Origin of the sequence: Nocardioides sp. Arc9.136, from assembly GCF_030506255.1 — a bacterium.
Taxonomy (GTDB): domain Bacteria; phylum Actinomycetota; class Actinomycetes; order Propionibacteriales; family Nocardioidaceae; genus Nocardioides.
In genome coordinates, this window is record NZ_CP113431.1 from 1 (window position 1) to 14453 (window position 14453).

The window sequence follows — 14453 nt, forward strand, 5'->3', positions numbered from 1 at the left end:
GTGGAGCAGAGCACGCCGGACCTGGCCACCGCCTGGCGACAGGTCGTCGGCGACCTCCAGTCCCACCAGCGCGCGTGGCTCACCGCCAGCGAGCCGGTGACCCTGCACGAGAACACCGCCATCGTCGCGGTGCCCAACGACTTCACCCGAGGGCAGCTCGAGGGGCGGCTGCGCGGCCAGCTCGAGGACGCCCTCACCGTGGCGTTCGGGCGGGAGATCCGGATCGCGGTGACCGTGAACCCGGCGCTCGACCTCGACGCCCGGCCCGCTCCGGCCCCCGACCACCTCGGCGACCACCTTCCCGACCACCTCGGCGGCGACGCGCGGGGCGACAGCGCGGGCCTGGACGTCGCTTTGTCGACAAGTCGACTCGATGGCCTGGCGGCCGTGCCGGACCTGCCGCTCGGGGGCGAGGCAGACGCCGGGTCCGTGCCGTCGGGGCCGTCGGGTGCCGGTCGGCGCCACGAGGCGGACGGCGGCTACCTCGGCGACGCCTTCCCCGGCCACGGTGCTGTGGGCTCCGGTGACGCCGGCGGACGTCCCACGGCCCTCGAGACGCGGCTGAACCCGAAGTACACCTTCGAGACCTTCGTCATCGGCTCTTCGAACCGGTTCCCCCACGCCGCGGCGGTCGCCGTGGCCGAGGCACCGGGCAAGGCCTACAACCCGCTGCTGGTCTACGGCGACTCCGGGCTGGGGAAGACCCACCTGCTGCACGCGATCGGGCACTACGTCCGCAGCCTCTACACCGGCGCGAAGGTGCGCTACGTGTCGAGCGAGGAGTTCACCAACGAGTTCATCAACGCGATCCGCGACGACCGGCAGGACCGGTTCAAGCGGCGCTACCGCGACGTGGACGTCCTCCTCATCGACGACATCCAGTTCCTGGAGGGCAAGACCCAGACCCAGGAGGAGTTCTTCCACACGTTCAACACGCTGCACAACGCCAACAAGCAGATCGTGCTCACCTCCGACCGGGCCCCCAAGCGGCTCGAGGCGCTCGAGGACCGGTTGCGCAACCGGTTCGAGTGGGGGCTGATCACCGACGTGCAGCCGCCCGACCTCGAGACCCGGATCGCGATCCTGCGCAAGAAGGCCGCCATGGACCGGCTCACCGCGCCCCCGGACGTGCTCGAGTTCATCGCGTCCAAGATCCAGACCAACATCCGCGAGCTCGAGGGCGCGCTGATCCGGGTGACGGCGTTCGCGAACCTCAACCGGCAGGAGGTCGACATGACCCTCGCCGAGATCGTGCTCAAGGACCTGATCCCCGAGGGCGGCGAGCCGGAGATCACCGCCGGCCTGATCATCGCCCAGACCGCGGCCTACTTCGGGCTCTCCATCGACGAGCTCACCGGGCCCAGCCGGGGCCGCCACCTGGTGATGGCCCGCCAGATCGCGATGTACCTGTGCCGCGAGCTCACCGACCTCTCGCTGCCCAAGATCGGCGCGCAGTTCGGGAACCGCGACCACACGACGGTGATGTACGCCGACCGCAAGATCAACCAGCTGCTCGCCGAGCGCCGCGCGGTGTTCAACCAGGTCAGCGAGCTGACCAACCGCGTGAAGATGCAGGCCCGCCAGGGCTGAGGCCCGTCAGCCGGCGGTGGCGTCGAGCCCGTCGAGCAACGTGCCGAGGTCACGGCGCAGCCGTACGAGCTCCTCCACGGACAGGCCCATCCCCTCCAGGAGCCGCTCCGGCACGCCGGCCACCCGGTCGCGCAGCGCCCAGCCCTGCTCGGTGGGCTCGACGAGGACGCGTCGCTCGTCCGCGGGGTCGCGGCGCCGCGAGACGTGGCCCACCGCCTCGAGCCGCTTGAGCAGCGGCGTGAGCGTGCCCGAGTCCAGGCGCAAGCGCTGACCCAGACCGCCCACGGTGACCGGTCCGCCGGCCTCCCAGAGCGCCAGCAGCGCGAGGTACTGCGGGTAGGTCAGCCCGACGTCGGCGAGCAGCTCGCCGTAGCGCTGCGTGACCGCACGCGTGGCGGCGTACAGCGGGAAGCAGAGCTGCACGTCGAGGGCGAGCTGCGGATGGTCGACCACACCTCCGAGGATAGACCCTTGTGCGATTCCATTGCGCACAATACGTTGGTGCACATGAAGACTCTCTACACCGCCAGCGCCGCCGCGACCGGGGACGGCCGCAACGGCCACGTCCAGTCCACCGACGGCCTCATCGACACCGACGTCCGGACCCCCACCGAGATGGGCGGTCCGGGCGGGGCGACCAACCCCGAGCAGCTCTTCGCCGCGGGCTACGCGGCCTGCTTCCACTCGGCCCTCAAGCTGGTCGCGGGCAAGGCCGGCGCGGACACGACCGACTCCGAGGTCGTCGCGGACGTGTCGATCGGAGCGAACGACGCCGGCGGCTTCGGCCTGGCGGTCCAGCTGGAGGTGACCCTCCCGCAGGTGGACGCGGACCGGGCCCGGGAGCTGGTCGAGCAGGCCCACCAGGTCTGCCCCTACTCCAACGCCACCCGTGGGAACGTCGAGGTCACCCTGACGGTCGCCTGACAGAGCGCCTCGCGGCGCCGCCGGACCGAGTCTCCACAGGCCTCCTCCACAGGGTGGGAACGCCAGAACTTGTCGTTCCTCCTGTGGACCAGGCCGGGGTCGCACCCCGAACTACACGGGGAGGATCTGGGGACAGCCGGCACCTGCACCCCACCCCGACGGTCGGGCTCCACACCCGGGGCCCGGCCGTCGCGGCTGTCTCCACAGCCCCCTGTGAGCGGCGTTCGCTCCGCACGACCTGCGGAAACGTCGGTTGTCCACAGTTTCCACCGATGCTGTGACTCCCACCTACCTCCAGACATCCCGATCCTCCGTGCAACTCCACCGGGCCGATCACCTGGGGACGACCGAGCCGAACGGTCTCCTGGAGCCACCTCGCATCCACAGGCGACGGGCGGGGCAAACCACACCGAACCTCCCGCGCCCCGGGCGCACATGGCAGGATTCGGGATCCGTTGCCCGCCCCGATCTCGAAGGACCCCCATCGTGAAGTTCCGCGTCGACCGCGACGTGCTCGCGGATGCCGTCGCCTGGGCTGCCCGCAGCCTCCCGGTCCGGCCGAGCGTCCCCGTGCTCGCCGGTCTGCTCATCGACGCGACCGACGACGGCCTGGTCCTGTCCACGTTCGACTACGAGACGTCCGCCCGGGCCACCCTGAGCGCCGAGGTCAGCGACGAGGGCAAGGCGCTGGTCAGCGGCCGGCTGCTCGCCGACATCTGCCGCAGCCTCCCCAGCAAGCCGGTCGACATGACCCTCGACGGCGCCCGGGTCTCGCTGACCTGCGGCTCCGCCCGCTTCAGCCTCCAGACCATGCCGGTCGAGGACTACCCGTCCCTGCCCGAGATGCCCGCCGCCACCGGCACCGTGCAGAGCGACGAGTTCGCCCACGCCGTCGCCCAGGCGGTCACCGCCGCGGGGCGCGACGACATGCTCCCCGTGCTGACCGGCGTCCGGATCGAGATCGACGGCTCGACCATCTCGCTGCTCGCGACCGACCGGTTCCGGCTCTCCCAGCGCGAGCTGGGCTGGCACCCGCGCACCCCGGACGAGTCGGCCGCGGCGCTCGTGCCCGCGAAGGTGCTCGGCGACACCGCGAAGTCGCTGACCGCCGGCAGCGAGGTCACCATCGCGCTGGCCGCCAGCGGGAGCGGCGAGGGGATCATCGGCTTCGAGGGCAACGCCCCCGGCGGCGTACGTCGCACCACCACGCGACTGCTCGACGGGGAGTTCCCCAAGGTCCGCAGCCTCTTCCCCAACGAGCACCTGACCGTGGCGCGCGTCGAGAAGGCCGCGCTGGTCGAGTCGGTCAAGCGCGTGGCGCTGGTCGCCGAGCGCAACACCGCCGTCCAGCTGGCCTTCAGCGACGGCGTGCTGACCCTCGACGCCGGCTCCGGCGACGAGGCCCAGGCCTCGGAGTCCATCGAGGCGCAGGTCGACGGTGACGACATCACCACCGGCTTCAACCCGCAGTTCCTCCTCGACGGGCTCACCGCGATCGACCAGCCCGTCGTCGAGCTGGCCTTCACCCAGGCGAGCAAGCCGGTCGTGATCAGCGGGGCGGCGCCCGACGGCGACGGCTCGGACGCAGCAGCCGCGGCGCCCGCCGACCCCGGGTTCCGCTACCTGCTGATGCCGCGGCGTCTGCTGTCCTGACGGTGGGTACCGTCCGGCGTACTGCCTGACACCCCGCAGCGCTCACAGGAGGAAAGCAGATGGACCTCGGACTCGTCGGCCTCGGCAAGATGGGCGGCAACATGCGCGAGCGCCTGCGCCGCGCCGGCCACACCGTCGTGGGCTACGACCGGAACCCCGAGGTCAGCGACGCCGACTCGCTGGCCGACCTCGTGGAGCGGCTCCCCTCCCCCAAGGTCGTGTGGGTGATGGTGCCCGCCGGGGACCCCACCCGCGCGACGGTCACCGAGCTCGCCGGCCTCCTCGGCGAGGGCGACGTGGTGGTCGACGGCGGCAACTCCCGCTGGACCGACGACCTCGCACACGCCGACCAGCTGGCCGAGAAGGGCATCGGCTTCGTCGACTGCGGGGTCTCCGGCGGTGTCTGGGGCCTGGAGAACGGGTACGCGCTGATGTACGGCGGCGAGCCCGACCACGTCGCGAAGGTGCAGCCGGTCTTCGACGCGCTCAAGCCCGAGGGCGACTTCGGCTCGGTGCACGCCGGCAAGGTCGGCGCCGGCCACTTCTCCAAGATGGTCCACAACGGCATCGAGTACGCGATCATGCAGTCCTACGCCGAGGGCTGGGAGCTGCTCGAGAAGGTCGAGATGGTCGAGAACGTCACCGAGGTGATGCGCTCCTGGCGCGAGGGCACGGTCATCCGGTCCTGGCTGCTGGACCTGCTCGTCGCCGCGCTCGACCAGGAGCCGGGGCTGGAGGGCATCCGCGGGTACGCCGAGGACTCCGGCGAGGGCCGCTGGACCGTCGAGGCCGGCATCGAGCACGCGGTCGCGACCCCCGCGATCACCGCGGCGCTCTACGCCCGCTTCGTCTCCCGCCAGGACGACTCCCCCGCGATGAAGGCGGTGGCCGCGATGCGCAACCAGTTCGGCGGCCACGCCATGCAGACCTCCGCGCCCAAGGGCGGCGACGTCGAGGACGGCGGCACGCCGGACCAGGCCGGCTCGGCCCGACAGGCCGGCTCCGGCGACGACTCGGCGCCCGCGGAGAGCTAGCCGGACCGCGGTGCACGTCTCCCACCTCACCCTGCACGACTTCCGCTCCTACGCCACCGCCGACGTCGAGCTGGGGCCTGGCGTCACCGCGTTCATCGGTCGCAACGGCCAGGGCAAGACCAACCTGGTCGAGGCGGTCGACTACCTCTCCCGGCTCAGCTCCCACCGCGTGTCCAGCGACGCCCCGCTGGTGCGGGCGGGCGCCGACCACGCGGTGGTGCGGGCGGCGGTGGTGCGGGACGGTCGGACCGCGGTCCTGGAGGTGGAGATCAACCCCGGCCGCTCCAACCGGGCCCGGATCAACCGCTCGCCGCTCCCCCGGGCCCGCGAGCTGGTCGGGCTGGTGCGCACGGTCGTCTTCTCCCCCGAGGACCTCACCCTGGTCAAGGGCGACCCCTCGGACCGCCGCCGGTTCCTCGACGACCTGCTGGTGCTGCGCGCCCCCCGCCTGGCGGGGGTGCGGTCGGACTACGACCGGGTGCTCAAGCAGCGCAACTCGCTGCTCAAGACCGCGGGCGCGGCCCGCCGCGGCAGCTCCTCTCAGGAGGCGGCGCTCTCGACGCTCGCGGTGTGGGACGAGCACCTCGCCCGCACGGGCGCCGAGCTCCTGGCCGGGCGGCTCGACCTGGTCGAGCGGCTCGCGCCGTACGTCGGGAAGGCCTACGAGACGGTGGCCCGCGGCGCCGGCCGCGACGACGCCGACATCGAGTACCGCCCCTCCTTCGACCTCGAGGGCGCCACGGACCCCGCCGGGCTGGGCGAGCGGATCCTCGCCGAGGTGGAGCGGCGCCGCTCCGACGAGCTGGACCGCGGCATCTCGCTGGTGGGGCCGCACCGCGACGACCTCCTGCTCACCCTGGCCCACGGCGGGGGCGAGCAGAAGCTGCCGGTCAAGGGGTACGCCTCGCACGGGGAGTCCTGGTCGGTCGCGCTGGCGCTCAAGCTGGCGTCCTACGACCTGTTGCGCGCCGACGGCGACGACCCGATCCTGGTGCTCGACGACGTCTTCGCCGAGCTCGACACCGACCGCCGGGCCCAGCTGGCCGAGCTGGTGGCCGGGGCCGAGCAGGTCCTGGTCACCGCCGCGGTCGGGGCGGACGTCCCGGAGGCCCTGACGGGGGCGCGCTTCACCGTCGCGGGAGGGGAGGTACGCCGTGACTCCTGAGGACCAGCCCGCGGCTGACCGGCCCGGACCCGAGCGGCCCGAGCCCGAGCACCGCGACGACGGCCTGGACCTGGCCCGCGCGCTGACCCGGGCGACGGCCGGCTCGACCCCGCGCGCCCGCCGGCGCAAGCCGTGGACCGACCGGCCGCGCGGCACCCGGGTCTCGGGGTCCCACCCCGACGACCGCGACCCGCAGCTCCTCGACAACACCCTCGGGCGGCTGGTCGCCGAGCGCGGCTGGGAGCTCGACCTGCGGGTGCACGGTGTCTTCGGCCGGTGGGGCGAGCTCGTCGGCGCCGAGGTCGCCGCGCACTGCACCCCCGAGAGGTTCGAGGACGGCCGCCTGGTGGTGCGCACCGACTCCACCGCCTGGGCCACCCAGCTGCGGCTGCTCGCACCGACCGTCGTGCGCCGGCTCAACGAGGACCTGGGCCACGGGACGGTCACGGTCATCGAGGTGCTTGGACCGCACCTGCCGACCTGGAAGAAGGGTCCGCGCTCGGCCCGGGACGGCCGCGGGCCGCGCGACACCTACGGCTGAGGGCGGGCTGCGAGCCGCGCGATCTGCCGATCTGCGAGCCTCGCCGCCGTACCGGGGCTCGTCCGCCCCCCTGGTCGCGCCTCTCACCGGCCCTGACGAGCCGCCTGTGGCCCTCTCCGGTCCCCCCGGCCCCGTCCGGCTGGGGACGTTGCGTGGTTCTGGGCCTTCCACGCGGTACCATGGGCGCCGGGTCGCGCGTGCGCGACCCGTTCCGTGCCGGGTCCCTGTCGGTGACCCGCCCCGACCTGTCGAGAAGAAGGTGGACGTGTCCGAGGAGAGCTTCTCCCCCACTCCCCAGTCCGAGGGCCAGTCCGCGGCCCAGCCCGACGGTCAGCCCGACGGTCAGCCCGGTGGCGATGCGTCGGTCCAGCAGGCCGGAGCGCTGCCCGGGCTGCCCGAGCAGGCGGCCGCGGCACTGACCTCCTCGCGGGTCGACAACGACTACGACGCCTCCGCGATCCAGGTGCTCGAGGGCCTGGAGGCGGTGCGCAAGCGGCCGGGCATGTACATCGGCTCCACCGGTGAGCGCGGCCTGCACCACCTGATCTGGGAGATCGTGGACAACGCGGTCGACGAGGCCCTGGCCGGCCACTGCGACCGGATCGTCGTCACCCTGTGCGCGGACGGCGCGATCCAGGTCGAGGACAACGGCCGCGGCATCCCCACCGACACCGCGCCCGGGCAGGAGATGCCCGCGGTGACGATGGCGCTGACGATGCTGCACGCCGGCGGCAAGTTCGGCGGCGGCGGCTACAAGGTGTCCGGCGGCCTGCACGGCGTCGGGGTCTCGGTCGTCAACGCGCTGTCGACCCACCTGGTCGTCGACGTCAAGAACCGCGGCCACCTCTGGCGCCAGTCGTTCACCATCGGCGTCCCCGACGGCGAGCTGGAGCAGGTGCGCGCGCTGGAGCCGGGGGAGAGCACCGGCACCACGGTGAAGTACTGGGCCAGCCCGGAGATCTTCGAGACCACGACGTACTCCCTGGAGACCATCACCACCCGCATCCGCGAGATGGCCTTCCTCAACAAGGGCCTGGAGATCGTCGTGCGCGACGAGCGGCCCGCGGCGACCGAGGTCATGGACGCGGTCGAGGACGACACCGTCGCCGACGACGTCGACCAGGGGTCGGCCGACGCTATGCGCCGCGGTGGCGAGGGCGGCATCGAGCAGGTCTTCAAGTACGACCGCGGCCTGGTCGACTACGTCGAGCACCTCAACCGCCGCAAGGACAAGGCCAACCCGACCGTCATCTCCTTCGAGGCCGAGACGCCGCCCAGCGTCGAGAACCACATGAGCCTCGAGGTCGCGATGCAGTGGAACACCAGCTACACCGAGTCGGTCCACACCTTCGCGAACACGATCAACACCCACGAGGGCGGCACCCACGAGGAGGGCTTCCGCGCGGCGCTGACCTCCCTGGTCAACCACTGGGGCGAGGAGTGGGGGCTGATCAAGAAGCGCGAGGACCGCGTCTCCGGCGACGACATCCGCGAGGGCCTCACCGCGATCATCTCGGTCAAGCTGGGCGAGCCGCAGTTCGAGGGCCAGACCAAGACCAAGCTCGGCAACACCGAGGCCAAGGGCTTCGTCCAGCGCCTGATGAACGACCAGTTCGGCGCCTGGCTCGAGCAGAACCCCGCCGAGGGCCGCGACATCGTGCGCAAGGCCCAGGCGGCGGCTTCGGCCCGGATCGCGGCCCGCAAGGCCCGCGAGCTGGCCCGCAGCCGCAAGGGCATCCTGGGCGGCGGCGGTCTCCCCGGCAAGCTCTCGGACTGCCAGTCGACCAACCCCGCCGAGTGCGAGGTCTTCATCGTCGAGGGCGACTCCGCGGGCGGCTCGGCCCGCCAGGGCCGCGACCCGCGGATCCAGGCGATCCTCCCGATCCGCGGCAAGATCCTCAACGTCGAGAAGGCGCGCATCGACCGGATCCTGGGCAACCAGGAGGTGCAGTCGATCATCTCCGCGCTCGGCACGGGCATCCAGGAGGACTTCGACCTGGAGAAGCTGCGCTACCACAAGGTCGTGCTGATGGCCGACGCCGACGTCGACGGCCACCACATCAACACCCTGCTGCTGACGCTGCTCTTCCGGTTCATGAAGCCGCTGATCGACCACGGCCACGTCTACATGGCCCAGCCCCCGCTCTACCGGCTGCGCTGGAACAAGCCGCACGAGCACGAGTTCGTCTACTCCGACGCCGAGCGCGACGCGCTGATGGCGGCCGGCCTCGAGGCGGGCAAGAAGCTGCCCAAGGAGAACCCGGTGCAGCGGTACAAGGGCCTGGGCGAGATGAACGCCAAGGAGCTGTGGGAGACCACGATGGACCCCGACCAGCGGCTGATGCTGCAGGTCACCCTGGACGACGCCGCGCAGGCCGACGAGATCTTCTCGATCCTCATGGGCGAGGACGTCGAGCAGCGCCGCTCCTTCATCCAGCGCAACGCCAAGGACGTCCGATTCCTGGACATCTAGGCGCTCTGGCCCTCTCTGGGCCCCTCTAGAGCGAACCCTAGACATCCGGTAGAACCAGCGAGAGAGAGCAATCGTGACCGAGACGCCCACCGACGGCGGCGGACCGACCACCCCTGGGCCCGGCGGCCGCATCGAGCCGGTCGAGCTGCAGACCTCGATGCAGCGCGCGTACATCGACTACGCGATGGCGGTCATCGTCGGCCGCGCGCTGCCCGACGTGCGCGACGGGCTCAAGCCGGTGCACCGCCGGGTGCTGTACGCCATGTTCGACGGCGGCTACCGGCCCGACCGCGGCTTCTCCAAGTGCTCGCGCGTGGTCGGTGACGTCATGGGTCAGTACCACCCGCACGGCGACACCGCGATCTACGACACCCTGGTCCGGCTCGCGCAGCCCTGGGTGATGCGCGCGCCGATGATCCAGGGCCAGGGCAACTTCGGCTCGCCGGGCAACGACGCGGCCGCGGCCATGCGGTACACCGAGTGCCGGATGGCCCCGCTGGCCATGGAGATGGTCCGCGACATCGACGAGGAGACCGTCGACTTCCAGCCCAACTACGACGGCCGCTCGCAGGAGCCGGTCGTCCTGCCCTCGCGGATCCCGAACCTCCTGGTCAACGGCTCGGCCGGCATCGCGGTCGGCATGGCCACCAACATCCCGCCGCACAACCTGCGCGAGGTCGCGTCCGGGGCGCGCTGGGCGCTGGAGCACCCGGACGCCACCCGCGAGGAGCTGCAGGACGCGCTCATCGAGCGGATCAAGGGCCCCGACTTCCCCAACGGCGCGCTCATCGTCGGTCACCAGGGCATCGAGCAGGCCTACCGCACCGGCCGCGGCTCGGTCACCCAGCGCGCGGTCATCGAGGTCGACGAGGACTCCCGCGGGCGCACCTGCCTAGTCGTCACCGAGCTGCCGTACATGGTGAACCCCGACAACCTCGCGCTGAAGATCGCCGAGCTGGCCGACTCCGGTCGCGTCCAGGGCATCTCCGACGTGCGCGACGACACCTCCGACCGCACCGGCCAGCGCCTGGTCGTCGTGCTCAAGCGCGACGCCGTCGCCCGCGTCGTGCTGAACAACCTGCTCAAGCACACCGAGCTGCAGACCAACTTCAGCGCCAACATGCTCGCGCTGGTCGACGGGGTGCCGCGCACGCTGACCATCGACCAGTTCATCAGCAACTGGGTCGAGCACCAGGTCGAGGTCATCCGCCGGCGCACGGAGTACCGCCTGCGCAAGGCCGAGGAGCGCGCCCACATCCTGCGCGGCCTGGTCAAGGCCCTCGACATGCTCGACGAGGTCATCGCGCTGATCCGCCGCTCGCCCGACGTGGCCGAGGCCCGCCAGGGCCTGATCGAGCTGCTCGAGATCGACGAGCTTCAGGCCACCGCCATCCTCGACATGCAGCTGCGCCAGCTCGCCGCGCTGCAGCGCCAGAAGATCATCGACGACCTGGCCGAGCTCGAGGCCCGCATCGCCGACCTCCAGGACATCCTGGCCAACGTCGCGCGCCAGCGGCAGATCGTCAGCGACGAGCTCGGCGAGATCGTGGACAAGTACGGCGACGACCGCCGTACCCAGATCATCGCCGCCGACGGGGACCTCTCGATGGAGGACCTCATCCCCGACGAGGACCTCGTCGTCTCGATCACCCGTGGCGGGTACGCCAAGCGCACCCGCGCCGACCAGTACCGCACCCAGAAGCGCGGCGGCAAGGGCGTGCGGGGCGCGACGCTGCGCGGCGACGACGTCGTCGAGCACTTCATCGCCACGACCAACCACCACTGGCTGCTGTTCTTCACCACGGCCGGCCGGGTCTACCGCACCAAGGCCTACAACCTCCCCGAGGCGTCCCGCGACGCCAAGGGCGGCCACGTGGCCGGGCTGCTGAGCTTCCAGCCCGACGAGTCGATCGCGCAGGTGCTGGCGATCCGCGACTACGAGCAGGCGCCGTACCTCGTGCTGGCCACGCGCAACGGCCTGGTGAAGAAGACCCGCCTCGGGGACTACAACAGCCCGCGCCAGGCCGGCGTCATCGCGATCAACTTCCGCGAGGACGACGACGAGCTGATCGGCGCGGAGCTGGTGAACTCCGAGGACGACATCCTGCTCGTCTCCCGCAAGGGCCAGGCGATCCGGTTCCGTGCCGACGACTCCCAGCTGCGGCCCATGGGCCGGGCGACCTCCGGCGTCTCGGGCATGAAGTTCCGGGACGGCGACTCGCTGCTGTCGATGTCGGTCATCCGCGCGGCGCAGGTCGCGGCCGAGGAGGCCGCGGGCCTCAGCGAGCAGGCCGAGGACTCCGCGGCCGTCGAGGCCACCGCCGAGCAGGTGGAGGAGGTCAAGCCGCAGTACGTCTTCACCATCACCGACGGCGGCTTCGCCAAGCGCACGCGCATCCACGAGTACCGCCTGCAGTCCCGCGGCGGGCTCGGCATCAAGGCGATGTCGCTGGCCAACGAGGAGCGCGGCGGCCTGGTCGGCGCGTTCATCGTCGAGGACGGCGACGAGGTCCTCTCGATCACCGAGAAGGGCCAGGTCGTGCGCAGCCCGATCAACGACCAGTTCCGCCCGACCGGACGCTCCACCATGGGCGTGAAGTTCCTGACCACGAAGTCCGGCGACGCCGTCGCCGTGGTCGCCCGCTCGGTCGAGGCCAAGGTCGAGGAGGAGGTGGCCGAGGCCGCCGACGCCGCGGCCCAGGAGGCGGCGGAGGCCGTTGCCCACGACCCGGCGGTCGAGGCGGCCGCCGCCGAGACGGCCGACCTCGAGCAGGACGTGGAGTCCGCCGAGACGGCGGATTCTGGCCCGGGTGCAACAATCGATGCGTCCGACGACTCCGACGCCACCGACGAAGGGGAGGGTGAGGACTGATGTCCGACCACTCCACCGACGGGACCGCCGGCCGCGGCGCCACCCGCACCGAGGAGACCGCCGTCCGCCCCGGCCTGGGCGAGCGGATCCAGGCCCGGCTCGCCAACGCCGCGGACGAGCACCGCGCGAACGGCGGAGCCCGGCCCGGGACGGCGACGGGGGCTGCCCCCACGGGCTCGCGGGCGCCCCGACGGGCCCGGTTGCGGCTCACCCGGGTCGACCCGTGGTCGGTAATGAAGACCGCGTTCCTGCTCTCCGTGGCGTTCGCCGTGGTCACCGTCGTCTCGGTGCTGATGGTGTGGTCGGTGCTCGGCGCGGCCGACGTCTGGGACTCGATCAACCGCACGGTCCAGGACATCGTCGGCGGCCAGGACGCCTCAGACTTCGACGTCAAGGACTACCTCGGCACCTCCCGCGTCCTCGGCTTCACGATGCTCGTGGCCGCGATCGACGTGGTCCTGCTGACCGCGGTCGCGACCCTCGGCGCGTTCCTCTACAACATGGCTGCGGCGCTCCTCGGGGGCATCGAGGTCACCCTCGCGGAGGACCAGCACTGAGCCGCACCTCCGGGCCCGCCCCCGTTTTGGGGAGCGGGTCGGAGGTCGGGTAGTGTCCACCCTCGGTCGCGTCAGCGACCGCGCCGGCCCCGTGCCGGAGCGGGCCTATAGCTCAGACGGTTAGAGCGCTTCCCTGATAAGGAAGAGGTCACAGGTTCAAGTCCTGTTAGGCCCACCACCACCCGCAACCGCACCGCGCGACCGGAGGTCACCCGATGAAGAAGATCGTCCTCGTGGCCCTGGCCGCCGTCGGCGCCGCCCTCGCCAAGAAGAAGTACGACGAGGGCCAGCACGAGCAGGCCCTCTGGGCCGAGGCGACCGACAGCGTCCGCTCCTCGTCCTGACCCGGCACGACCCGACCACCGCGGCCACACCGCGGGCACGGGGCCTTGGCGCAATTGGTAGCGCACCTGCTTTGCAAGCAGGGGGTTAGGGGTTCGAGTCCCCTAGGCTCCACACCGAAGTCGACGTCACGGAGGGAGGGGTGGGCGCAATTGGTAGCGGCTCCCCTCGACAGACGTGGCAAGCAGGGGGTTAGGGGTTCGAGTCCCCTAGGCTCCACACCGAAGTCGACGTCACGGAGGGAGGGGTGGGCGCAATTGGCAGCGGCTCCCCTCGACAGACGTGGCAAGCAGGGGGTCAGCGGTTCGAGTCCCCTAGGCTCCACATGATCAGCAGGCTCGGCCTCGGCATGGCCGCCGTGCTGCTCGCCTCCTCGCTGGGCGCGTGCTCGGGGGACTCCTCCGACCCGGCCCCCGCACCGGCGCCGACGAGCCGGACCCCCGCGCCGGAGTACGACGTGCGCGAGGAGGCCTCCGCCGCCGTGCTGCCGCTCGTGCCCGCGAGCGCGACCTCGCTGTCGGTGACCGACCTCGACCGGGTCCGGCTCCAGCTCGGCCTCCCCGACCTCAGCGGGCAGTCCTCGCCGGCCCAGCGGGCCGCGTTCTGGTCCCGGGCGGAGCGGCAGGCGCCGCTGCTGACCCCCGGCCTCCTGCGCCCGGTCGACGCCCGGCTCTCGCGCGACTACGGCTTCACCCAGGACGACGTGCTCTGGGAGGCGCGGTTCGACGGACCGGACGGACCCGGCTGGGTGCTGTCCTTCCGGCTCGGCCTCGACATGGCCGCCGTCCAGCGGGCGGTCGCCGACGGGGTCGGCCCGCTGGCCGGCGCGGAGGTCCGGGCCCAGGACAGCCTCGTCGTGCGGGGCGCGAGCGCCGACGGGTCGGACTCGTGGGCCGCGGACCCGGAGGTCGCCTCGGTGGTGGGGTTCCCCGCGGAGGCGACGTACGTCGAGCGCGGCTGCGTCGAGCCGCCGGCGGGCGTCGACACCGGCGGGCTGGACGAGCTGGCGGCGTGGTCGGTCGCGCTGCAGGGCGGGCTGGCCACCGCGCGGCTGGGCGAGCTCCGGTCGGACGCCTTCGACCGCCTGCGGCTGGGGGAGACCTGGCCGGCCCGGGGCGCCTCGTTCACCGACGGCTTCCGGGACGGCGTGGCCGACCCCTCGACCGGCCGGATCGGGTACCAGCTGACCGACCCCGTCGTCGCCGCCGACCTGGTCCGCCGGCGCACGGTGCCGGTCGCCGCCTGCGCGGGCTGAGGGCCCGGCCGCGCGGACCGTCGCACCGCTTGCACCCGCCGGGCGAC

12 protein-coding genes and 2 tRNA genes are annotated in these 14453 nt (G+C 72.1%); 13 read left to right on the top strand and 1 reads right to left on the bottom strand.

Features of this window, described 5'->3' with window-relative positions:
• Complete coding sequence (gene dnaA / locus OSR43_RS00005) at nucleotides 1–1590, top strand: chromosomal replication initiator protein DnaA (RefSeq protein WP_302268843.1); 1590 nt, start codon at nucleotides 1–3, stop codon at nucleotides 1588–1590.
• A gap of 6 nt (nucleotides 1591–1596) precedes the next feature.
• On the opposite strand, the gene OSR43_RS00010 is transcribed toward dnaA, so the two are convergent.
• The gene (locus tag OSR43_RS00010; protein ID WP_302268844.1) at nucleotides 1597–2043 is read right to left on the bottom strand and encodes a MarR family winged helix-turn-helix transcriptional regulator; all 447 of its coding nucleotides are present in this window, start codon (nucleotides 2041–2043) and stop codon (nucleotides 1597–1599) included.
• Between the two features lie 45 nt (nucleotides 2044–2088).
• On the opposite strand from OSR43_RS00010, the gene OSR43_RS00015 reads away from it, so the two are divergent.
• From OSR43_RS00015 to OSR43_RS00070, 12 genes are all read left to right on the top strand, one after another.
• Entirely contained in the window at nucleotides 2089–2514 is a 426-nt protein-coding gene (locus tag OSR43_RS00015) for an organic hydroperoxide resistance protein (protein ID WP_302268845.1), read from the top strand.
• A gap of 486 nt (nucleotides 2515–3000) precedes the next feature.
• Nucleotides 3001–4167: a DNA polymerase III subunit beta gene (gene dnaN / locus OSR43_RS00020; protein ID WP_302268846.1), complete on the top strand. Its 1167-nt coding sequence runs from the start codon at nucleotides 3001–3003 to the stop codon at nucleotides 4165–4167.
• Nucleotides 4168–4226: 59 nt separating this feature from the next.
• Nucleotides 4227–5201, top strand: coding sequence for a phosphogluconate dehydrogenase (NAD(+)-dependent, decarboxylating) (gnd, locus tag OSR43_RS00025; RefSeq protein WP_302268847.1), 975 nt, complete (start codon nucleotides 4227–4229; stop codon nucleotides 5199–5201).
• A 10-nt stretch (nucleotides 5202–5211) separates the two neighbouring features.
• On the top strand, nucleotides 5212–6366 hold the full coding sequence (recF, locus tag OSR43_RS00030) for a DNA replication/repair protein RecF (RefSeq protein WP_302268848.1): 1155 nt from the start codon (nucleotides 5212–5214) through the stop codon (nucleotides 6364–6366).
• Nucleotides 6356–6907 (top strand): DUF721 domain-containing protein, encoded by a 552-nt coding sequence (locus OSR43_RS00035; RefSeq protein ID WP_302268849.1) that lies wholly within the window; start codon nucleotides 6356–6358, stop codon nucleotides 6905–6907. The genes recF and OSR43_RS00035 overlap by 11 nt, the downstream gene beginning before the upstream one ends.
• A gap of 382 nt (nucleotides 6908–7289) precedes the next feature.
• On the top strand, nucleotides 7290–9380 hold the full coding sequence (gyrB, locus tag OSR43_RS00040; RefSeq protein ID WP_302271751.1) for a DNA topoisomerase (ATP-hydrolyzing) subunit B: 2091 nt from the start codon (nucleotides 7290–7292) through the stop codon (nucleotides 9378–9380).
• Between the two features lie 73 nt (nucleotides 9381–9453).
• A complete protein-coding gene (gene gyrA, locus OSR43_RS00045) occupies nucleotides 9454–12252 on the top strand; it encodes a DNA gyrase subunit A (RefSeq protein WP_302268850.1) in 2799 nt (932 codons plus the stop codon).
• Nucleotides 12252–12809: a DUF3566 domain-containing protein gene (locus OSR43_RS00050; RefSeq protein WP_302268851.1), complete on the top strand. Its 558-nt coding sequence runs from the start codon at nucleotides 12252–12254 to the stop codon at nucleotides 12807–12809. Before gyrA ends, OSR43_RS00050 begins: the two co-directional genes overlap by 1 nt.
• 101 nt (nucleotides 12810–12910) lie before the next feature.
• Nucleotides 12911–12987 (top strand) — tRNA-Ile (locus OSR43_RS00055).
• Nucleotides 12988–13024: 37 nt separating this feature from the next.
• On the top strand, nucleotides 13025–13153 hold the full coding sequence (locus OSR43_RS00060; protein ID WP_302268852.1) for a DLW-39 family protein: 129 nt from the start codon (nucleotides 13025–13027) through the stop codon (nucleotides 13151–13153).
• Between the two features lie 39 nt (nucleotides 13154–13192).
• Nucleotides 13193–13265: transfer RNA gene (locus OSR43_RS00065), tRNA-Ala, on the top strand.
• A 211-nt stretch (nucleotides 13266–13476) separates the two neighbouring features.
• Nucleotides 13477–14406 (top strand): hypothetical protein, encoded by a 930-nt coding sequence (locus tag OSR43_RS00070; RefSeq protein WP_302268853.1) that lies wholly within the window; start codon nucleotides 13477–13479, stop codon nucleotides 14404–14406.
• Nucleotides 14407–14453 lie beyond the last annotated feature (47 nt).